This window comes from Acinetobacter portensis (assembly GCF_010646905.1).
Taxonomy (GTDB): Bacteria; Pseudomonadota; Gammaproteobacteria; order Pseudomonadales; family Moraxellaceae; genus Acinetobacter; species Acinetobacter portensis.
Map to the genome: position 1 here is coordinate 922,821 of NZ_JAAARQ010000002.1, position 22,071 is coordinate 944,891.

The window sequence follows — 22,071 nt, forward strand, 5'->3', positions numbered from 1 at the left end:
ACGATAAAATGAAATAGATTTAATAATTTAACCCACTCAACAAAAAAAATAATCAAAACCCCAAAATGTATCCAATGCGTTACAAAAACTTTAATGCAAAAAAAAAGAGTAAATAATTTAACTTATTTACTCTTCCCTTCCCTCAGTAGATATTTGGTCTATTCACCAGATTTCCATACCAGTATTAGCTTCACCACACCCCGTATAAGTAATATTGGTCTTAGTTTTATTTTTACAGCGAACTCCTGTACTCGTGAACAAAAAACTATCATTTTTCTCACTTTCACTTAAAGCGATAATTGCCCATTTTTGTCCTAGACCACTTTCAGTATTTAAGAGTTTTCTGACTGTTGCCTCACTCGTGTCATAGAGTGTGATGGTGTATTTTTTCACACCTTTTCTAGGAAAATTAATCGTATTCATCGCTGTGGTTTCATCATACAAATATTTAGGATCAAAACCATGATAAGAAAAATTTCGACTTTTATATCTTTCTAGCTGATCTGCAAGTTTAAGCATTTCTTGTTGTACAGCAGAGGCATCTAATTTCCTTGTTTCAGCGTCATATAAAGGCAAAGCAATTGCTGTAAATATCGCAACAATTGCCAAAACAACCATCAATTCCAATAAAGTAAAACCTTTGATTAAACGCATAAGATCTACCCTCTATTGAACTTCTCGCCAATTCCGACTTTTAAATACTTTCGTCATTTGATAATTTTGTCCCGCACTCGGAACAATAGTCACTAAATTACGCGTTCCATCATTAAAACCGCCTGTATTCACTTTGGTAAAGCCATCTATTAGCTTAGATACAAATGCAACTTTTTTCTTATCTGTAACATTGGTGCTATTTGCAGTATCGCCACAAATGCCATAAGGCAAACAGAGTTTTGCGACAACACTTGTCCCTGTAATACCACCTGTACATGAGTTTGGTTGTTGAGTAGATGAATGATTCGTGTTAAATAATGAAACATATAAGTCTGAATATATATCGTTATACGCAGCAACAGCATAACCATTAAAGGCCTTTACGGTTCCTGTATTCATCGTTTCATTTACGCTCTCTTTTGTTGAACGCAAGATGTAATACCAACCTCTTTTTGTTTTTGTTCGTAAATCGCCAACATTCGCTGTAGAAATAACACCCCAGTCTATTAGATCATTTTCTGTCATTGCAACAGCAGGAGCGAATCCATTATTGAATAACGCTTGTGATGCAAGCTCCTTATCAAAAAGCACATATACTCTATTATCAAAGGTATTGGATATATTCGTTGGGAAACTTCTATTTCCAGATGCAATACTAATTACACCAAATTTAGCGTCACTTTCATCATGAATAGACAAAGCAGGCATTTCATAAAAGCGTTGTTTTTGTGATGAAAAATCTGCCATTCGAACAATTCGACCGAAGCTATTTGTTGTTACGCCATAATTATTATTTAAATCGATACGGAAAACTTGCCCACCTAAATCGCCAAAATATAAATTGTCGACCAATCCATCTGCATTACGGTCAAAAGCTTTGATTTGACTAACAACGCTATATTCTAAGTTGATATTTTTCACCTCTGTTGAAGATGTATTATTTGTGCCATATCTTGCATTCCACAAAAGCTCACCTGTTTTGGCATCAAACATATACACGCCTGCGCCTTTGTCTTTTTTCACAGCATCGCGTGCAATTAAATTTTCGTAAACATCATAGTCATAACCGCCACCCACAATCATCACATCACGAAGTACATTATTAAATCTTACTTTTGCAAGCGTAGGCTTAGACCAGCTTTGCCCCATGGCTTGAAGTGCAGGGTTTGCAGTTGGCGATGTTTTCCCTGTCGTTGCACTTTTTACGACTCCATTTTTAGGGTCAATTTGAAATAGGAATTTAGGCTCGGTAGGATTTTTCACGTCAAGTGCATAATAACTTTGCCCGCCCATACGCATACCACCATAAATATTGGCAGTTTTTGCCTTAAATTTACGCATGTAGCTCAGTTGATTTGTACCCTTTTGCGATACGTAAAAAGTATTTAATGGCTCTTCTATATATTCATAATCAACAAAAGATGTCCAAGCACCATCTATACCGTAATAAGGATGCTTCGTTGATTTTTGAAGATTACTAACATCTAAAAGTGCATCTTTACGTGCAGGATCATCAATAATTTCAAAGGGTAAAAAGGAGAATACTTCTTGACCTGTATTTTTATCAACCATATGCAATAAACCTTGCATCGTACCAAAAATAATATAGTCCTGACGTGATGCTTTCACGATATTTGAAGTGTCTTTTAATTCTTCTAGAATCTGACCATTTTGATCTACAGGCGCTTCTGTTGTGACTAAAATTGGGTCTGAATGCAATACACCACCCATTTGTTGCATAGTGCTTAGGGTTTTAATTTTTGCCAAATCCCATGACCATCTCGTTGTAAACCATTCATCTTTTAAAATATCTTGATTGAGTTGATATCCTAACGCAGACAATAGATAGGGTTGATATATCGACCTTTGCCAACCTACTTTTAACCAATCGACATCATTCACATCTAATACTAATTCAGTGGTGATTTGCTTTAAGTTATTATCTTGAGATAGCTTGTTTGCCGTAATATTTAATGTAGATGCTTTTTCAACTTTCGCATCTGTGAATAATGGTCGTGTATTAATTTTCGACACATTTGAAACATTTGCTAATGTGACCGTACCACCACTTGGAATAGTCAACTTCGATGAAACTCCCCCCAATGTTGCATTTGCACCATCATCATCATTCGAGGAATTCCAAATATCTTTCGTATTTGGTTTTACCGCACCATTTTCCGCTAGTAGTGCTACATTTCTTGCATCAACCATAATGCCTAAATGATTTAATTTATATTTTTTTAAATTACCTAACCACAATTGTTGAGTCGATTGAACACTACTTCCTGATCCACTCATTTGAGGCTGAAATTGTGGTGCATATACAGAAGATGATGCTGTTGAAGATAAGCTATCTGTAGGCACAACATAAGTACCAAAACTTGTAGTATCAAATGAAATATTCATACTGTTCACAAACTTTGAAAGTGCATCCACAATTGGCTGAGATTCACCATTACTTGCATCAAAATACCCACCACGTTCAGGAATAATATTTACAGCACTTGTTCCTACCGCATCTGGATAATGTAATTTGCTTGTTAATCCTTTACCGAGTTCACCCAAACTAAGTGCATTTTGGATGTTTAATCCGTTGGAATAACCAGAACTTGCGGTAACAGCAGCACTTCCACAATATTGATAATTAGTAAAACCTGCATAAGTTGTACCTGAAGCCTCACTACAGTTATTTGCTAGATTTTCAGAAAAATCGGGGTCGAAACCCACAACTGCAGTGTAAATTCTTTTGTTTGTTTGAGTTTCAAATGCAATTTTTTTAGCCATAGCACCTAAACATTGCCATGCACTTCTATCGGTATATTTATCTTGTTTTAAACCACTATTTCCTACGACTATTTTATCTATAAGCTTGCTCGATGTTGCATACCCCATTTCTTTGATTTCAGCAGGATCTGTACCTGTACCGCGATAATAAGCATCTACATTTTTTAAAGAGTAATAAACAGCAGGTGTTTCAGTCGCATTACAACTGAAACTTGGGTCATTTACGGCATTCTTATATAGCGGCTCTGCAATTTCTTTGGTAATTGTTGTTGGCACACCATCCGTAAAAATGAATATGCCTTGTGCAGAACATTGTTGTTCCTCTTGAGATAATTGAGACATAGGTGATTTATATTTTCCCATTCCCAACAAAGGCGACTTAATTGCTAAATCTGTAATATAGTCAAATTTAGTATGAACACCCGACTCAACTCCATTATTGACACTTGAAATATCAACTGGATATGTCATAGAGTTTCCTAACAAATACCCCACAGTTTCTGCATACAAAAGACTCGTTGCTGTACTTGATTCAGACTTAATCGCGTTAATTTCACGAATTAAAACTTGCCGCTGTCTTTCTAATCCAACCCAATCATTTAAAGCTCTAGCAGCAACAACAATTTTTCCATGCCTCGGACCTGTACCCAAAGTAGATAATCCAACAATCGTCGTATCAGGCAAAGGGGTTATCGTATAATTACCTTTTGCATCTTTAACACCTTCAAGTGCTTCTTTTAAAGACTGTTTTAAAATGGCTAAGCGCGTTTTATTCTTACCTGTGTCTGTTAAGCCCATACGATAAGAGTAATCCAATGCCAACATAACAATCGTCTTGCCTTTCACGGTTGGATTCTTATAAATTTCAATATCACTTGCATGTGTAATTGCTGTTGTAAAAACACCCATCAAACTCGCTGAAAGCGCACAAACAAAGATTTTTGAGCCTATTTTTCTTATCTTATTTTTTGGTACATTTTTATTCATTATTATATTTCCAAAATCTGTAATGCTATGTCGCAATACTCACGTATGTATCTAAAATAAAGTCCTGCATCTGCGTATTAAATGGAACATTTTCTTTGGTTAAACAGGCATCTATTGTTTCTGCACTACCAAACAATGGCTTTTCACTTGGTCTTTTTAAACATGCTGTTATTTTTGCTGATGTAGCCGTACTTAAATTGGGTAAAATTGATGTCACATACACCCGTATTTTTTTGCTTTGATCTTCATCTAACTTGCCCAAGCTAGATAGGTCACTGCCCAAACTCACACTTTGTAAAGGCTTAGAAGCGATATTAGAAGGTGGGTTTGCAATAATCGTGACTTGTGTAATTTGCGCTTTTCGACTGCTTGCATAATCGGCTTGTTTGGTTAAATCACAAAAACCCGATACACCACTCGATGCCACTTCCGTATTGCTATCATTCCACATTAACAAGCTAGTTGTACCAACCGAAAATGCCGTATCTTCTTTGAGTTGGCTTCTAAAACAGAAGACCACTTCATGCCCCGAATTCTTCAATGCATATCCTAATAAAGAGGATGGATTCCCACTGGTACTGGCAAAATTCGAATTTCCTATGCGGTACAACACAGCATCTGAAGATTGCATGAGTAATTGCTGCGCCTGACTATTTGTCGCAACATTTAAGCTCACCATACTTTGTCGTATCGCAAATGTCCCCACAACAGTAATCACCATCAGCAACAACAGCACAATAATTAAAGTCGATCCTATTTGCTTTTTCATCACATCACCGCCTTTGCTTCTGAGGAGATTCCATTTCTTAAGGCAATGGTTTGCGATACCACGCGACGCAGATATTTCGTTGTATTGGAATGTGGCTTTAAGTAAATAGATTGATCTAAAACCGTGTAGGCTTTATCGATTGAAACAACATCAGAAACATTTGCTGTTTCATTGGAACGAATCAGCATTCCAACTTGAATTGAAGAAATTCGAGGTCTTGGATAATCATTAATTGCAAGATAATCTTCTACAGAGATATATCTAAAATTATTGTTGCTTTCATTATTAGAAACACCCAACAAGAAGTGCAGATAATCGACACGGCGAATGATAATTTCACCTTCGGTTTTTCCAAACTCTAATGTCGATGTAGATGGGTTTTTTAGAATTTTTGTACTTGTATCGATATACCAACCTGCCTCACAAGCCAAAGCTAGTGCCTGATTTGCTTCTGCATTCGATACATTGCTATCTAACCTTAAAAAATAACGCTGTACAATATAACGTCCTGCTGTGTAACCACTTCCCTCGCAATCAGTTCCGTCCTGATCCGCATAATATTGAATGACCAATTGATCTGATTTCAATTCCACTTTTACTGAATTTAAAACATTACTGAGTTGGTTTTTACTCGAACTTAACAGAACGGCATTAGTGATTGTATTGGGTAAATTCGTTGGAATATTGGTAGAAGTAAATGTTGAAGTTGAAATATAAGATGGAGCATTTCTTGACGTTAAAACAATACCACTATTCAATAAACGGTCATTGATTAAGTCCACATTATCGTAATTTGCACGACGAACATCACTAGTAATATAGCGTAATCCAAAATTTCCACTTTCCTGTATATCCGCCATACCTTTTTGAGTACTAAGTGAAATTTGTCCCGTTAAAAATAACTGAACAGCGGCAGCTGTAATAATTAACCCCAGCACAATGGCAACCATTAATTCCACAATTGTAAAACCATATTGAGCAATATTATTTTTCATTAATACAACTCCATGACAATACACTTTGCTTCAGGCAAATATGCTCCACCAAAAGTACATGCGTCTGGATCTGTGGCATGATTGATTGGCTTTGTACCACCCCATGCAACATAAATACACATGCGATTGACTGAACCCGTCACCTGACAATTAGGTAATGCAATTTGCATTGCTGTATCTTGAGCCTGACTGACAATTTGAGCAGCATCATATTTCGCCATATCTGTAACTGAACAAACATTGCTTCCTAAACACTTTTTTAAGCCCGCTGTACTCAACGTTGCTTGTGTTGTTTTATTTAGTTCTGAAATATACGTTGCCAACCCATTTTTATTCACTCGAATACGTTCAGCGACATCTCTTGCAACATTCATGGCTTCAATTTTGGACATAGCTTCATTTGTGGCATCAACAGCTTTTAATTGCAAAGCCGTGAAACCCATTACACCAATTGCAAGCAGAAGTAATGCGACCAAAACTTCAATCATGCCAACGCCTTTTTCAAATTCCATGATCAACATGTTCCTTCCACGTTGTAGCAGGCACTTTTTTATTTTTTATAAAAGTTTTTAAACAATGATTTAAGTACAACAAGCACCTAAAATGAATTTTAATTTTAAAAGCTTACTTTCTAATTTGATCTGTATTTTTATTAATTTTTAGATTTCTATCCGTTTAATAGAAACCAACAAAAATATGAAACTAAAGCTAAGCGACCATTAAAACATTCCCAAACAAGTGCTCTATTTACTATTACGCCAAAATAAATATTTTCCTCCACAAAATCAAACCCATTTATCTGAAATAAAAAAAACAGATAAATAAATCACTTTATTTATCTGTTTAATATTCTATTAAAAAAATTAATATAATTAAGCTTGTGTTACTTGAATACGAAGTTCTTTTGGCAAGCTAAAAGTAATATTCTCTTCACGACCTGCAAGCTCTTCAGGCGCTTTAGCCCCCCAGTCTTGTAAGCGTTGAATCACTTGTTTGATTAAAATCTCTGGTGCAGACGCGCCAGCTGTCACTCCGATTTTTGAATTTTCAGTGAACCATGATTTTTCAAGCTGATCTGCATTATCAACTAAATAAGCATGTTTACCCATACGCTCTGCAAGTTCACGTAAACGGTTTGAATTTGAAGAATTTGGCGAACCAACAACCAGTACAACATCACATTGCGTTGCTAAATCACGTACCGCATCTTGACGGTTTTGTGTTGCATAACAAATATCGTCTTTTCGAGGACCCTGAATTTCTGGAAATTTTTGACGTAAAGCATCAATCACTTTCGCAGTATCATCTATAGATAGTGTTGTTTGTGTTACAAAGGCAACTTTATTGGGATGATTCACTGCTAATTTTGCAACATCATCTTCATCTTCAACCAAATAAATATCACCACCATTTTTCTTGTCATATTGCCCCATTGTCCCTTCAACTTCGGGATGACCCTCATGACCAATCAAAATGGCTTCTGTACCCTCACGTGCATATTTTGTGACTTCAATATGAACTTTAGTTACTAAAGGGCATGTAGCATCAAATACTTTTAAACCACGACGTGCCGCTTCTTGTTGAACCGCTTTAGAAACACCATGTGCACTAAAAATAACAATATTATCATCGGGAACTTCATCAAGTTCATCGACAAAAATAGCACCACGCTGACGTAAATCATCGACCACAAATTTATTATGTACCACTTCATGACGCACATAAATGGGTGGGTTAAAACACTCAAGAGCGCGATTTACAATCGCAATTGCACGGTCTACACCTGCACAAAAACCACGTGGATTGGCCAATACAATTTCCATAGAACCCTCGATGTTCAATCAAATTTGCAGAAGAATTCAAAAATAATGCAAACAAAACGACGCTTAGCTATTTTGTTTAAGCATACTCTGCTCTAAAATAGAGAAGATATTTTATCATATCAGGAAAAATATCATGTCGGGTCTCTTGTTTGTCGTTTCTGCTGCTTCAGGAACAGGCAAAACATCTTTAGTTAAAGCCCTACTTGAGCGTGTTAACAACTTACACGTTTCTGTCTCCCATACGACACGTGGTCAACGCCCTGGCGAATTAGATGGCGTACATTATCATTTTGCAGAAAAAGAATCTTTCCTTGCGCTTGTTGAACAAGGTGGTTTTGTAGAATATGCAGAAGTTTTTGGTAATTACTACGGCACAGCACAAGCAACAGTAAAAGAACAACTTGCAAAAGGTCATGACGTTTTACTTGAAATTGACTGGCAAGGTGCTGAGCAAGTTCGTAAACTTTTTCCTGAATCTAAACAAATTTTCATTTTACCGCCAAGCCAGTTCGATTTACGTCAACGTTTATCTAACCGTGGTACAGACTCTGTTGAAGTCATTGAACATCGTTTAAGTTGTGCTGTTGAAGATATGCAGCAATATACAAACTTCGACTATGTCATTATTAATGATGACTTTAATAAAGCATTACATGATTTAGAAGCTGTCATTATTGCCAATCGCCTTACGCTTTCTCAGCAAGCAAATAGACATCAAGAACTCATTATGAAGTTAATTACTCCAACATCTAAGTGATTAAAACTTGAGTCTAAAGGCAAAGCACCTTATACTGTTCAGTCTGTTAAAATTTATTATTTCAAACGAGAAACCTTATGGCACGCGTAACCGTTGAAGATTGTTTAGACCATGTAGACAACCGCTTTGAGCTTGTACTAGTGGCAAGCAAACGCGCGCGTCAATTGGCACGTCAAGGCATTGAACCTACTGTTGAGTGGGACAATGACAAGCCAACTGTTGTTGCTCTACGTGAAATTGCAATCGGTCATGTTTCTAAAGATATCTTGAAACAACGTGATCAAGACTACCAAACATCTAGTCTTGACCTTGCACTTTCTGCAAACAATTTGAATTTAGATGGTTTTTCTTTTCAATAAGAATTAATTATCAAAAAAAGCCTAGTTTAAAACTAGGCTTTTTTTATCTTAGAACTTTAATCTTTCAGAAATAACAGTTATAAATACGGGATAAAGATTTTTTTTAAATTGACACTATTTTCTCCCCAAATGAAAAAATAAATTGACATACTTCTCAATATGCTTTTCATTAGTAGTTTCAATCTCCCATTATGTTGTAACTTAAAATTTAAAGGTGGTTTATGCCAGGTGCAGAGGTCAGCCAAGCCAAACAGCAACTCAAATCAATTATCGATGCTTATTTAAGTGAAAGCGATGTCGATAGAGTGCTTACGGCTTGTGATTATGCAGACATTGCCCATGATGGTATTACCCGTAAAAGTGGTGAACCCTATATTCTTCACCCTATTTCGGTAAGTTGTATCCTTGCGCATATGCGTTTAGATGCCGAAACCCTTATGGCAGCACTTTTACACGATGTGATTGAAGATACCGATTTTTCAAAAGAAGACATTACAGAAAAATTTGGAAAAACAGTTGCTGAGCTTGTAGATGGTGTCACCAAACTTAGCCACTCAAGCGATAAAGAATATAATAAAGCCGCTTCCTTCCGAAAAATTTTACAAGCCACACTGCAAGACCCTCGCGTTATTATTATTAAGCTTGCCGACCGCTATCACAATATGACCACGCTTGGTGCATTACGACCAGATAAACGCGCACGTATTGCTCAAGAAACCATCGATATTTTTGTACCAATGGCACGTATTGTTGGTATGAATGAAATGGCAGATAATTTAGAACATCTGTGTTATCAAAATCTAGACTTAGATATGTTTGATAACATTCAAGAAGCGCTTCGCCAAACAAAGCCTAAACGCTGTGAATACCAGTCTATTTGGGAAAAAAATCTAAACGACCTTCTAACAAATCATGGCATTGAGGGTCGCATTAAAAAGAAAAATAATAATATCGAACTTCTTCGACACTTCGTCAAAAATGACATCAATCTTCAAGAACTCACACACAGCCATGCCTTTGAAATTATTTTAACAAGTATTGCCGACTGTGACCGCCTTGCAGATATTCTAAGAGAAAACTTTAAAGTTCTTCATTTTGCAGATCATATTCGTCGTCCACTTCCGGGTGGCAATCAATCTTTAATGATGCGCTTAAAAGGCGAAAAAACGACACTCTCACTTACCGTTCAAACAGAGTTGATGCGTAAGGCAGCTCGTTTTGGCGTTGTATTAGGTGAAAATGCACCTCAGGCTTGTCGCTCTGCGATTCAAGCTTCTATGCAAAACTTGAATGTTCTGGTAGATGGTAGCTGTGCAAAAACAACCTTTAATGACTTCTTAGATTATTTGCACCAAGAAAAGATTTGGGTATATACCCCGCAAGGTCAATTACATGAGCTTCCGCAAGGTGCAACTGCTGTAGATTTTGCTTATTCAGCAAGTCTATTTTTAGGTAACCACGCAGTTGGCTCAAAGATTAATGGTGAAACAAAGCCTTTATCTACACCATTGCTGAATGGTCAAGTTATCGAAATTATTACCGATGTATTAGCAACACCAAATCCAGATTGGTTGAGCTTTATTAATACGCAAAAAGCGCGTCGTGCACTACAAAATATTTTGCGTGAACAAGATATTGATGAACAGCGTTTAGTCGGTCAGCAAGCTTTAAATCGTGCTTTAAAATTATTTAATCGTTCAATTCAAGATTTAACAGAAAATGATTGGCAAGATTTACTTTCTTGGCGTCATATCGATTCTAAAGATCATTTATATGAACAAATTGCAGTAGGCGATTTATTACCTCAGTTAGTGGCAAATCATTTATTCGCTCAAGATCAAGCGCATGATGAACACGCATCTACCCGTTTAATTCAAGGTACAGAAGGTGTCGATGTTAAATACGCCCATTGCTGTAATCCTGTATTAGGCGATCCGATCCAAGGTAATTTATCTCGTCGTGGTTTAATTGTGCACCGTATTCGTTGTCATAATTTATTGCATGAACAACATCTACATCCTGAAAATATCATGCCACTACATTGGACATCTGAAGATGTAGATGATGTGAGTTTCAACGCCTATTTATCTATTGATATGAATATGAATGATGAGCAAATTTCAGAGCTTATCTATCAATGCCGTAAAGCCAAAGTTGGCGTAGAAATGGTTCGTGCTTACGAATCTAAGACTTATGCCAATGTAGTCGTTAGTGATCGAAATCAAATTGCAAAAATCATTCGTGATTTACGTATGCACTTTGGTTTCCCTCGTATCACACGTTTATCTTTACCTATCAATATGACCGAAGCATCAATAGCAAGCTAGAAATTCAATAAAGAAAGGCTTCTATGAAGCTGCTCTATAGCTTATGATGAATTGAAACGATAAAAGGAGAAATAGATGTCCCGCCAAGTGATTCATACTGAAAATGCACCTGCTGCTATCGGTACTTATTCTCAAGCTATTTTAGTAGGTGATACACTGTATCTTTCTGGTCAAATTGGCTTAGACCCTTATAGCATGGAACTTGTGGAAGGCATTGAAGCGCAAATTCGTCGTGTTTTCGATAACGTAAAAGCAGTATGTGAAGCTGCTGGTGGCTCTTTGGCTGATATCGCCAAATTAAATATCTTCTTAACAGATTTATCTCACTTCCAACTTGTGAACCAGATTATGGGCGAATACTTTGCTCAACCATATCCTGCTCGTGCGGCATTAGGTGTGGCAAGTCTGCCTAAAAATGCTTTAGTTGAAATGGATGGTATTGTAGTTATTAATCAATAACTTAATTACTCACCATAAATGCCACCTATAAGGTGGCGTTTTTTTATTCAAAAACTCAATAACAATAAAAGGCAATTCAAATGATTTTTATTGACAAACGATAATAATTATCAATAATATCACTTATCTTATTTATTCTTTCATGGTTGTATCAATGTACGTGTGTTTGTGCCGTGGTATTACAGATCAAGACATTAAAGATGCTATTTCAAATGGCGCAGAAAGCTATAGAGAAGTACGTGAGCTACTTGACCTTGGTACTTGCTGCGGGCGCTGTGCACCTGAAGCGCGCGCAATTATCAGCGATGAAATTTCAATGATTGCCTCTCGCTTAGCAATTGCTGCATAAACCCCATATTAAAGAATAAGCATAATTATAAAATTAATGATCAGAAGATCATTCCTCCTCCCCCGCTTCTGACTCCAGCGGGTTTTTATTGCCTCTCCTTTTACCATAACCATTCATCACAATAATCACCCCTTTTGATTTTGATTGCGATTTTCATTTGCTGTTCTATAAATCTCTCGCCATTGTGTGTTCTGTTGGTTAATATAATTAGAATGCCGCTTGATCAACAAGCTTTGAATAATGGATGGAGTAGTTTAATGAAAGGCAATCGTGATGTGATTAACCAGCTAAATCAGGTGCTTTATCATCATTTAACTGCAATTAACCAATATTTTTTACATTCACGCATGTTTAATGATTGGGGCATTGAAAAATTAGGCTCTGCTGAATACAAAGAATCTATTCGCCAAATGAAACATGCAGATAAAATTATTGAACGTGTTTTATTCTTAGAAGGTTTACCTAATTTACAACATTTAGGTAAGCTTTATATTGGTCAACATACGGTTGAAGTTTTAAATTGCGATGTTCGTAAAGTTAAAGAGAACATCGAAGCACTTCAAAAAGCGGTAGTTTTGGCTGAGCAAGAGCTTGACTATGTAACGCGTGATATTGTTCAGGAAATTCTTGAAAAAGAAGAAGACTATTTAGATTGGACAACGACGCAGTTAGACTTGGTTGAAAGTGTTGGAACTGAAAATTATATTCAAAGCCAAATCTAAATACGATTTTAATCGAGTAATAAAAAAGCCAGCGATATGCTGGCTTTTTTATTTTAGACATTTAAGGCTTTAATATATCTTCATAAAGAATATCCGCCTTACGAATAATTTTAATCATTTTAAGTTGATGACGAGCATCTGCTTCATAACCATTAAATGCAAGTAATCTTGCAAATTTCACCATGTTATAGCTCGTTGGATAGAGTAAAACAATATGTGAAATATCCTGAATTTGTTGATCAGATACTTTTGTATACGGATCCATCTTCACCCAGTCAATTCTATGTTTAAATTCTGTGAGCAAATAGACAGGCTGATGATTGGTGATTTTTTCAGGTGATTTTTCAAATTTCATTGCCTGACTTAATCGAGATGAAGCAACATCATAATCTCGATAAATTAAAGCCAATAAAAGAAGACCAATTGCAAAGCCCAGTCGCATAAAAATAGATGGAAATACGATATCTGTTTTCAATACGTTTTGTGCTTGAATCGTTCCTAAAATAAAACCAACAGGAAGTAAGAAGTAAGCATAGTTTTGAGGGAATTCAAGCATTGCATGAACAATGAATACCCCAACCATCAAAATACCAATAATAGATTCTTTAGATTTTACATACTTTTGAAGTTGCACACCCCAAAAAGCAAAATATACTAAAAATGGAACACCAATAATCACGCCATTCCAAAGTATAAAATCTAATACGAAATTATGCGCACTACGAACCCACACAGGCCCTTGGAAGTATTCACTAATGGTTGTATAAGCCGTACTTGATTGGAACCAACCATAGCCAAACCAAGGTCGATATTCCACAGCATGTAGCATTTGTTGCCAAATTGCTAAACGAGACATATCTCCTGTTGCACGTCGTGCAATATCAACAGATTTAATCTGATCATCTGAGAATTGACTTAAATACACACCCAAAGTAGGAAATAGGAAAATTAATCCAATAAATACCACAAGCCAAGCTGTTAAGGCATACCACTTAATGGTAATTTGAGCTTTATATTGTTGATAACCTAAATATACCAAAATACATGCACAAGCGACCCATGATGTTCTAGATTGGCTGAGTGCAAGGCTAATAAGCATGACAAAAGTACAGCTCACCAATAATGATGTTTTTACTTTTTGTTTTTCATATAAATATAAACAAGCAAGCAAAGCCATGAGCAAGAATGTTGCCATATTATTTGGCTGTGCGAAGTTTGCATATGGACGTGCATTAATTTGGCGACTAATACCTGGAATCACATCATCTAAGTTAAGCCATTGGCAAATGGCGATGAGTGCGGTTAAAACACCCGAAAGTAGGAAGACATAGCAAAGTGTTGTAAATGTCTTTTCACGGTTAAATTTACCAATACAGAGGTTATAGCCAAAAATAATTGCGAACCAAAGACCGAGTATATAAATCGAGCTCATTAATGCATTACTAAAGAAAAATACTTTCCCAAAGTAAAATTGCCCAAATGGAACAATAGCCAATACGACTAAACCCAAGCTCAGCTTAGGAATATGAACTTTCTCTTTAATAAGTAAAAGCGCTAACGTAATGAGTGCAAAAAATGCATAAAGCTCGCCAGTATAAGTCACCCAAGGGTGGTAATGTATGGGCAAAAGCCATGCGAGTGATATAAATACACTTGCGAGTAAGACTAAAAGAAAGTTCATACTTAAAGGAATACTAAAATTTTGCTTATAGTATGCATTTTTATTCGCAAATGCATAAATAATGAAAAGAAATAATTCGTGAGTCTGTATAATATTTACATTACTTATACACTTAAAAACTTCATGCCACATTCATACAATCATCAAATTGATATTTTGAGAGCGTTATCTGTTTTTTTAGTGATATTCAATCACTTAAATATCAATTTATTTCAAGGTGGCTTTATAGGAGTAGATATTTTTCTAGTTATCTCAGGATACCTCATAACAAAAAATATCATCAAAGAACAGAATGAAACATCATCTTTTTCAGTAAAAAATTTTTACGAAAAACGCATTATAAGACTTGCTCCCGCTTTTTTTACACTTATATGGTCAAGTTTATTGGTTTTTAGCCTGATATTTACTCAAGATGAATGGTCTCAATTTCTAAAATCTGTAATTTCAAGTACCACTCTAAATTCTAATATTTACTTTGCAACACAACTAAATGATTATTTTAGTATAAATGCCTATTCAACACCTCTACTTCATATTTGGTCATTAAGTTTAGAAGAGCAGTTTTATTTAATTTGGCCATTTGTACTTATTTTCATTTTTAAATCTAAAACAAGAAATTATTTTTTATACTTTTCTATTTTTATTGTGAGCTCCCTACTTTTTTCAGAATATTTAACCAAAAACCATCCAATTTTAGCTTATTATTTATTGCCATCTAGAATTTTTGAATTCTGTATTGGTGCTATCGTTGCACTGATACCTTATTATAAAGTAAATAAAAAATACTCTTATTTCGCAGTATTATTTTCTATTTTCTCAATTCTGACTGCTAGTTTTGTGATAGATAAACAGACAAAATTCCCAACTTATAATGCATTACTACCCTGTATATCCGCTGCTATTTTTATATATTTCTCACAAAATATTCAAAAGTTAAAAATTGCTACTCCATTTTATTACTTAGGGAGGATTTCTTATCCTATGTATTTATGGCATTGGCCAATTATTGTTTATTTAAGTCTGTATTCAATTAAACTAGTACCGATAGTCGGTTTAGGAATAATTACATTTACGATTGCACTATCCGCTATCACTCATGAGTTTATTGAGAAAAAAGTAAAATTAATTTCATTTAAATCAAATGATAACATCAAAAAATTATTTATTTTACCACTAAGCATAACGCTAGCAATTTCATTATTTTTGCTTAACAAGCCAGAAGAGGATATTGGCCAAGAAATACCAAATTCCACAATTAATACAATTAAATGTGTTGACCAATTACAACACCCCTTAGAGGAATGTATGTTTGGTCGTTTAAATAACGAAAATATAGATATATTATTGGTAGGTGACAGTCATGCAAATTCACTTTCAGGATTTGTAGATATTCTTGCAAAAGATGCAAATATGAAAGGATATGAAGTTACTCATTCATCAACTGCATTTTTACTAAATACTGATCGTTACTCTTTTAATCATGCAACTCAAAAATATGAGTTCATAGAAAGCTTTAATTATTTAAATACCTTTAAAAAAGAATTAATTGAAAAAAATCAATTCAAATTTGTCGTTATAAGCGGATATTTTCCAGAAAACTGGCTACGTAATATTTACACAACACATAAGTCGAATGATATACAGCCAAAAAAGTCACTCGAAAACTTTAAAATTGGATTTGAAAATAGTATACAAAGTATTATTAATACTGGTGCTACACCTATCATTATTAATGATACCCCTCTTCTTTCAAACGTAGATACCAATTGCAACTTAAGGAATATAAATCCAGAGGAAGATTGTTCTTTTGACAAACAAGTGCATATTCAACATTTTAAAGATTGGGAATCCGAATTATCTAACCTGAAGAAAAGATACAGTAAATTAATCATTATTGATTTAAATAACATTATTTGTAATTCAAAAAAATGTTACTCATATATTAACAAAACTCCTATTTATCGTGATAATCAACATTTATCTTATGAAGGCTCAACAAAAATTGGTATTGAATATTTAAAGATAAATAAAAATCCTCTTAAATAGCTCAATCTGAAATATGATTATTAAATATCAGTTTCCATCTAAAGGCATATCATGAATCAAAAAAAGACAATATTGGTTTTAGCTTCAACCTATCCTCGTTGGGAAGGTGATCATGAACCGAGATTCATACATGAACTTTGTAAGCGCTTAACAACTCAGTTTAATGTTATTGCTTTGGTCCCTGATTCTCAAAATGCAGATCCAAGTGGAATATTTGATGATATTGAAGTCATTCGTTATAGATATGCACCAAAACACATGCAATCTTTGGTTAATAATGGCGGGATTGTTGCTAATTTAAAGAACTACCTTTGGAAATGGCTTTTAGTTCCTGGATTTTTCATTAGTCAGTATTTATATGTAAAGCACTTACTTAATAATCGAAAAATAGATGCTATACACGCACATTGGTTATTACCTCAAGGATGGATTGCCCAAACTTTAGCAAAAAAACATAATATTCCTTTTATTGTTACCTCTCATGGCGGAGATTTATATGGATTGCGAGGGAAATTTCTAACAAGTATAAAAAAACAAGTTGCTGAATCTTCTACCGCAATGACAGTTGTTAGTTCTGCAATGGAGGACTATCTAAAAAGTCAAAATATTTATCCTAAAAAACTTCAAATCATTCCAATGGGAATTGACCTAAAAAGTCGTTTTGTACCCAATTCCACAATAGAAAGAAAAGACTTTGAGTTATTGTTTGTAGGACGATTAGTCCCTAAAAAAGGCGTAACATTCCTTTTAGAAGCACTTACAGTACTCATCAAAACTCATCCACATTTACGTTTAAAAATAGTAGGATTTGGGCCTGAAGAGGCTAGATTAAAAGCCCAAGTTCAAACTTTAAATTTAGAAAAAGTTGTGAATTTTGTTGGAGCTTTACCTCAAGAGCATCTCCCTCAACTCTACCAATCCGCAACAATCTTTGTTGCCCCATTTATAAGAGCCGATAATGGAGACCAAGAAGGTTTACCTGTTGCTCTAATGGAAGCAATAGGTTGCCAATGCCCTGTTATTGTTGGACAAGTTGCTGGAATTGAAGATTTATTAGGCTCAGATATTAAGAATATAGCAATTAACCCGCAAAATATTACAGCACTGGTAAAAGCAATTTTAGAAATTTTAGAAAACCCGAATACAGCCTTAGAAAGGTCAGAGCGCATTCGCAATAATACCATTTCATTTATTGACTGGGAAAATGTATCTCAACAATATGCACAGTTAATTCAAGAAAGTATTGAGCAATTTCATAAAGATTAGACTTACGATACTAGATTAGTAAGCCTTAGCTCTAAACTTTTTATAATCACTGACCAATCTTCAATAGGTATATTTACTTGCTTGGGAATTAATAATTGGTGTTCTAACTTTTTAGCTAGATCTTCTGCATCTTCTGCACGAAATAGCATATCTGGTTCACAAGCAAATAAATATTTCATCTCACCAATATCAGCGACGACTACAGGTAAATCACAAGCCAACATTTCATATGCTTTTTGAGGAAAACAGTATCGTCCAAAAGGTGTATCTAAAATAGAAATAATCCCGACATCCAATGCCTGAAAAAGCGTAGCAACATCTTGATGAGCTAGCGCACCTAAATAATGAACTCGTGCACTTCTAGGTGGAGGCAAGTCTGTCTCAAATGGACCAGCTATAACCAAATCCACATTAGCAATTCGATCCTTTATGATTTCCCAAGCCTCATAAATCACCTCGACACCTTTGTCTTTGTATAATCCACCGGCTGTGCCAATATATTTTTTATTATTAGATAAACCTAATTTTTTTCTAGCTTCAAATTTATCGGCACAATTAAAGAACTTGTGATCAATTGTACTTGGCATAGAAATGATTATACCTTTAGCACCATATTCTTGAGTAACAAGCTCTGCCAATGCTTGACTTGTAGTCGTAATAAGCTGCGCTTTACAAACAGCCTGACGTAATAGAAATTTCATCCCAGGTATTTTGGCTTGCCCAAATCCTTCAAAATTATCATAAAGATCTGCAACAAAAGGGACATCTAATTTCTTTGCAAGCCACTGCCCCATAACAATATGAGGAATATCTGATGCCGCGATAATAATATCAGGCTTATTTTTTGATAATAAATTTAATAAATAAAAAGGGTAAGACAAAATCGAAAGCTTATTTAAGCCAATATAAGATTTAGAATGCCAAATGAGCTTTTTACTATTTGTGCTTTCATCCCAATCACCATTTTTATGTGACTGATAACTCAAGCAAAAACATTCAACCTCATGTCCTAGTAAAGACAATTGATTAGGGATCTCATACAAACGAGCATATTTATCAAGAATTACATCTTTAGACATATATTTTCGTTTGCACAAGAACGCTATTTTCATTTACTTTTTACCCAAAATTTTATCAACTGCATTTAAAGCAGCACCAACCACCTGATCCATATTGTAATAACGATATTCAGCCAAACGCCCCACAAATGTGACTTTTTCTTCAATATCAGCTAAAGCACGATATTTTTTAAACAGCTCTTCATTTTCGTCACGAGGAATTGGGTAGTAAGGATCACCGTTTGCAGTTGGATATTCACGAACAATAGATGTAGATTGATTTTTCTGACCTGTTAAATGCTTAAACTCAGTAATGCGAGTGTAATCATGATCATTTGGGTAATTTACAGTTCCTACACTTTGAGACCATTCGATATCGGATAAATGTTCATGCTCAAAACGTAATGATCTATAAGGTAAATGTCCAAATTTAAAATCGTAAAATGCATCAATTGGACCTGTATACACAATGTGATCAAAGTGCTGATCATCATTTAAAACATCTTTAAACTCAGTTGATAATTTTACTGAAATATTCGGATGATTTAAGAGGTTTTCAAACATTGTCGTATAGCCATGTAGTGGCATAGCTTGATAGGTATCTGTGAAATATCGATCATCAGAATTAGTACGAGTTGGTATACGTGCAGCAACTCCTGCTTTCAATTCAGATGGATCTAATCCCCATTGTTTTTTTGTATAGTTCAAAAAAAACTTTTCATACAAATCTCGTCCAACAGAATTTAAAACAACATCTTCGCTTGTTTTAACCGTGTCTTTTGGCTCACGGACTTTTTCATAAAACTCAGTAGCTTGTTCTTCTGTTAAATTTAGATCATATAACTGATTTAACGTGTCTCTATTAATTGGAAATGGATATTCTTTGCCATTAACTACACCACGTACACGGTGTTCATATTTATACCATTCTGTGTATTTAGAAAGATAATTGAAAATTCTTTCACTGTTCGTGTGAAAAATATGTGGACCATATTGATGAATTAAAATTCCATATTCATCTTTAATATCAAAAGCATTACCAGCAATATGATCTCGTCTATCTACCACTAATATTTGATGTCCCGATTCTGCGAGTTCTCTTGCACATACTGAACCTGCAAATCCCGCCCCAATAATTAAAATATTCATCAATTATAAATTCCAATAATCATGTCTTTTGCCTGTGTGTTTAAACAATGCATCATATACACCAACAAAAAATGCCTTAATTTGCATAAACTTATTAGGTTCATTCAAAAGTGCTGCAAATAACCGAACAAACGAAGCAGGTAAAGTTTGAGTAAATGCTTTCACTCCATAATACTGGCGAGCGATAAGAAGCCTATTTCTTGTATCGTAATATCTTTTCCAAGGAATTAATTTCAAGCAAATTAATTTTTTTCCAAATAAATTGAAAGTATAACGATCAGATTTTGGATGCTCGATGTAGCTTTCACCACAAATATAAGTCTTAAATCCTGCTTGTTGTGCTCTTATGCAGTATTCAACATCATCAGCAGCGATAAAATATGAAATATCTGGTAATCCTAATTTTTCAAATATTTCTTTACTTGTTAAATAACCTAAAAAAGGTAAAGATTGCACCTCTGATATTTCCGGAACTAAATTTTTAAAATCAATAATTTTAGATTCTGGCAATAAGGTTGTAGTCCAAGCAGTATCCTCACCATTTACAGCGAGTGAACCATAAATATGATTTGGTGTCGCATGTTTCATCAATTGCTCTAAAGCATTTTGATGTGGTACAGCATCATCATCCATCATCCAAACATAATCTGCACCGTTATCAAAAGCATATTTCATCCCGGCTGCAAAACCACCTGCTCCGCCTGTATTACTTTCCAATTGCAAAAGATTTACGAGGGTATTCTTAAGAAAACCATTCTGATTTAAATAATCAATCGTTCCATCTGTTGATGAATTATCAACAACTATAATTTTTTCAAACACATAAGATTGTCCTATCAAAGCATCTAAACACTTCGTCAATAATGTTTTTCGATTATAGGAAACAACGACAATATAAACTTTCATTAAAATTTCCGAATGTAATACGATCTATTAACTTTAGCTTTTAAAATTCTCCATAAAAAATTTGAAAGCCTTTTAGGTATCATCAACCATTCTATGAATAACGGAAAAGGGAAATAAACAAATATTCGACCTTCAGGAACCGCCTTGGGATCTAACTTTCTTGCAAATAATGCTATTTTTGTCCAGTAAAAAGGATCTAGGTAAAATGCTTTATGAATCACTTTCCATAAGCCATACGCTACAATGCTTTCCAAGTTAGATAATGCTTCATTATTTTTATGAACTTTATAAGTACACATTAATTGCTCAGCACAAACTTTCGTGGCCTCTTGATTAACTGTTGCATACGACAACCTATTATTATCATTATGTTGATACCAGTATCCTACACATTCGTCATATATAATCCATCTCGGTCGTTTTCTTGCAACAGTATGCAACCACTCTAAATCTTCAGCATTACAGATCGCTTCATTCCACTTACAGTCTTTTATAAATGATGCTTTATACAAATGTGCTAATGGTAAAACAACACAATTAACACTTAAGAGTGAAACTAATCCATTTTTACTTATCTTGTCAGCGTAGCTCCGCCCATGCCACTTACCTGTTTCATCAAGAATATCAATATCACAGGTTGAAATATCATAATTATTCTTTACCATTCTAGAAATCTGTAACTGATGAATATCTATGCTTAAGTAATCATCATCATCTAAAAATCTTATAAACTTTCCTTTTGCAATTGATAACCCATAATTTCTTGCTTTTGAAACATTACCTTCTTCTAATTTATAATATTTAACTAAAGGATGGCCAAAAGCAGAATTCATATCAAACTTAACACCATCTTCCCCATTCAAAATAACAACAATTTCAGTTTGAATATCCAAATCATCTATTATCGCACTTTTAATAGCACGTTCTAATAATTCAGGACGACGACCAGCACTAGGTATTACAACTGTTATTAAAGTCAA

Annotated in this window: 19 protein-coding genes; 8 read left to right on the plus strand and 11 right to left on the minus strand. The window is 34.7% G+C overall.

Annotation, left to right across the window (positions count from 1 at the left end; genetic code table 11):
• Window positions 1–162: 162 nt before the first annotated feature.
• The 6 genes from GTK57_RS04435 to ispH form a co-directional block, all read right to left on the minus strand.
• Window positions 163–654, minus strand: coding sequence for a type IV pilin protein (locus GTK57_RS04435; protein ID WP_163121541.1), 492 nt, complete (start codon window positions 652–654; stop codon window positions 163–165).
• Between the two features lie 12 nt (window positions 655–666).
• Window positions 667–4,425, minus strand: coding sequence for a PilC/PilY family type IV pilus protein (locus GTK57_RS04440; protein WP_163121543.1), 3,759 nt, complete (start codon window positions 4,423–4,425; stop codon window positions 667–669).
• A 25-nt stretch (window positions 4,426–4,450) separates the two neighbouring features.
• Complete coding sequence (locus GTK57_RS04445; protein WP_152874054.1) at window positions 4,451–5,194, minus strand: PilX N-terminal domain-containing pilus assembly protein; 744 nt, start codon at window positions 5,192–5,194, stop codon at window positions 4,451–4,453.
• On the minus strand, window positions 5,194–6,189 hold the full coding sequence (locus GTK57_RS04450; protein WP_152874053.1) for a PilW family protein: 996 nt from the start codon (window positions 6,187–6,189) through the stop codon (window positions 5,194–5,196). The genes GTK57_RS04445 and GTK57_RS04450 overlap by 1 nt, the downstream gene beginning before the upstream one ends.
• Window positions 6,189–6,704, minus strand: coding sequence for a type IV pilus modification protein PilV (pilV, locus tag GTK57_RS04455; RefSeq protein WP_163124605.1), 516 nt, complete (start codon window positions 6,702–6,704; stop codon window positions 6,189–6,191). Before pilV ends, GTK57_RS04450 begins: the two co-directional genes overlap by 1 nt.
• Before the next feature lie 357 nt (window positions 6,705–7,061).
• Window positions 7,062–8,012 (minus strand): 4-hydroxy-3-methylbut-2-enyl diphosphate reductase, encoded by a 951-nt coding sequence (gene ispH / locus GTK57_RS04460; RefSeq protein WP_163121545.1) that lies wholly within the window; start codon window positions 8,010–8,012, stop codon window positions 7,062–7,064.
• 133 nt (window positions 8,013–8,145) lie between these two features.
• On the opposite strand from ispH, the gene gmk reads away from it, so the two are divergent.
• The 6 genes from gmk (at window position 8,146) to bfr (ending at window position 12,985) form a co-directional block, all read left to right on the plus strand.
• A complete protein-coding gene (gmk, locus tag GTK57_RS04465) occupies window positions 8,146–8,769 on the plus strand; it encodes a guanylate kinase (RefSeq protein WP_152874050.1) in 624 nt (207 codons plus the stop codon).
• A gap of 77 nt (window positions 8,770–8,846) precedes the next feature.
• The gene (rpoZ, locus tag GTK57_RS04470) at window positions 8,847–9,128 is read left to right on the plus strand and encodes a DNA-directed RNA polymerase subunit omega (protein WP_058870403.1); all 282 of its coding nucleotides are present in this window, start codon (window positions 8,847–8,849) and stop codon (window positions 9,126–9,128) included.
• 221 nt (window positions 9,129–9,349) lie between these two features.
• On the plus strand, window positions 9,350–11,455 hold the full coding sequence (locus GTK57_RS04475; RefSeq protein ID WP_152874049.1) for a RelA/SpoT family protein: 2,106 nt from the start codon (window positions 9,350–9,352) through the stop codon (window positions 11,453–11,455).
• A gap of 75 nt (window positions 11,456–11,530) precedes the next feature.
• The gene (locus GTK57_RS04480; RefSeq protein WP_152874048.1) at window positions 11,531–11,914 is read left to right on the plus strand and encodes a RidA family protein; all 384 of its coding nucleotides are present in this window, start codon (window positions 11,531–11,533) and stop codon (window positions 11,912–11,914) included.
• Between the two features lie 154 nt (window positions 11,915–12,068).
• Window positions 12,069–12,263: a bacterioferritin-associated ferredoxin gene (locus tag GTK57_RS04485; RefSeq protein ID WP_152874047.1), complete on the plus strand. Its 195-nt coding sequence runs from the start codon at window positions 12,069–12,071 to the stop codon at window positions 12,261–12,263.
• Window positions 12,264–12,520: 257 nt separating this feature from the next.
• Complete coding sequence (gene bfr, locus GTK57_RS04490; RefSeq protein WP_152874046.1) at window positions 12,521–12,985, plus strand: heteropolymeric bacterioferritin subunit Bfr; 465 nt, start codon at window positions 12,521–12,523, stop codon at window positions 12,983–12,985.
• A 61-nt stretch (window positions 12,986–13,046) separates the two neighbouring features.
• Here the strand turns inward: bfr and GTK57_RS04495 are convergent, their stop codons facing one another.
• Complete coding sequence (locus GTK57_RS04495) at window positions 13,047–14,666, minus strand: PglL family O-oligosaccharyltransferase (RefSeq protein ID WP_163121547.1); 1,620 nt, start codon at window positions 14,664–14,666, stop codon at window positions 13,047–13,049.
• Between the two features lie 78 nt (window positions 14,667–14,744).
• On the opposite strand from GTK57_RS04495, the gene GTK57_RS04500 reads away from it, so the two are divergent.
• Window positions 14,745–16,712, plus strand: coding sequence for an acyltransferase family protein (locus tag GTK57_RS04500; protein WP_163121549.1), 1,968 nt, complete (start codon window positions 14,745–14,747; stop codon window positions 16,710–16,712).
• A gap of 51 nt (window positions 16,713–16,763) precedes the next feature.
• The gene (locus GTK57_RS04505) at window positions 16,764–17,978 is read left to right on the plus strand and encodes a glycosyltransferase (RefSeq protein WP_163121551.1); all 1,215 of its coding nucleotides are present in this window, start codon (window positions 16,764–16,766) and stop codon (window positions 17,976–17,978) included.
• 2 nt (window positions 17,979–17,980) lie between these two features.
• Here the strand turns inward: GTK57_RS04505 and GTK57_RS04510 are convergent, their stop codons facing one another.
• From GTK57_RS04510 to GTK57_RS04525, 4 genes are read right to left on the minus strand one after another with little or no spacing between them, the layout of a single operon-like run.
• Window positions 17,981–19,057: a glycosyltransferase family 4 protein gene (locus tag GTK57_RS04510; protein ID WP_228720285.1), complete on the minus strand. Its 1,077-nt coding sequence runs from the start codon at window positions 19,055–19,057 to the stop codon at window positions 17,981–17,983.
• Between the two features lie 33 nt (window positions 19,058–19,090).
• Complete coding sequence (glf, locus tag GTK57_RS04515; RefSeq protein ID WP_163121555.1) at window positions 19,091–20,185, minus strand: UDP-galactopyranose mutase; 1,095 nt, start codon at window positions 20,183–20,185, stop codon at window positions 19,091–19,093.
• 3 nt (window positions 20,186–20,188) lie between these two features.
• The gene (locus tag GTK57_RS04520) at window positions 20,189–21,091 is read right to left on the minus strand and encodes a glycosyltransferase (protein ID WP_163121557.1); all 903 of its coding nucleotides are present in this window, start codon (window positions 21,089–21,091) and stop codon (window positions 20,189–20,191) included.
• Window positions 21,091–22,071, minus strand: coding sequence for a glycosyltransferase family 2 protein (locus GTK57_RS04525; protein WP_163121559.1), 981 nt, complete (start codon window positions 22,069–22,071; stop codon window positions 21,091–21,093). The genes GTK57_RS04520 and GTK57_RS04525 overlap by 1 nt, the downstream gene beginning before the upstream one ends.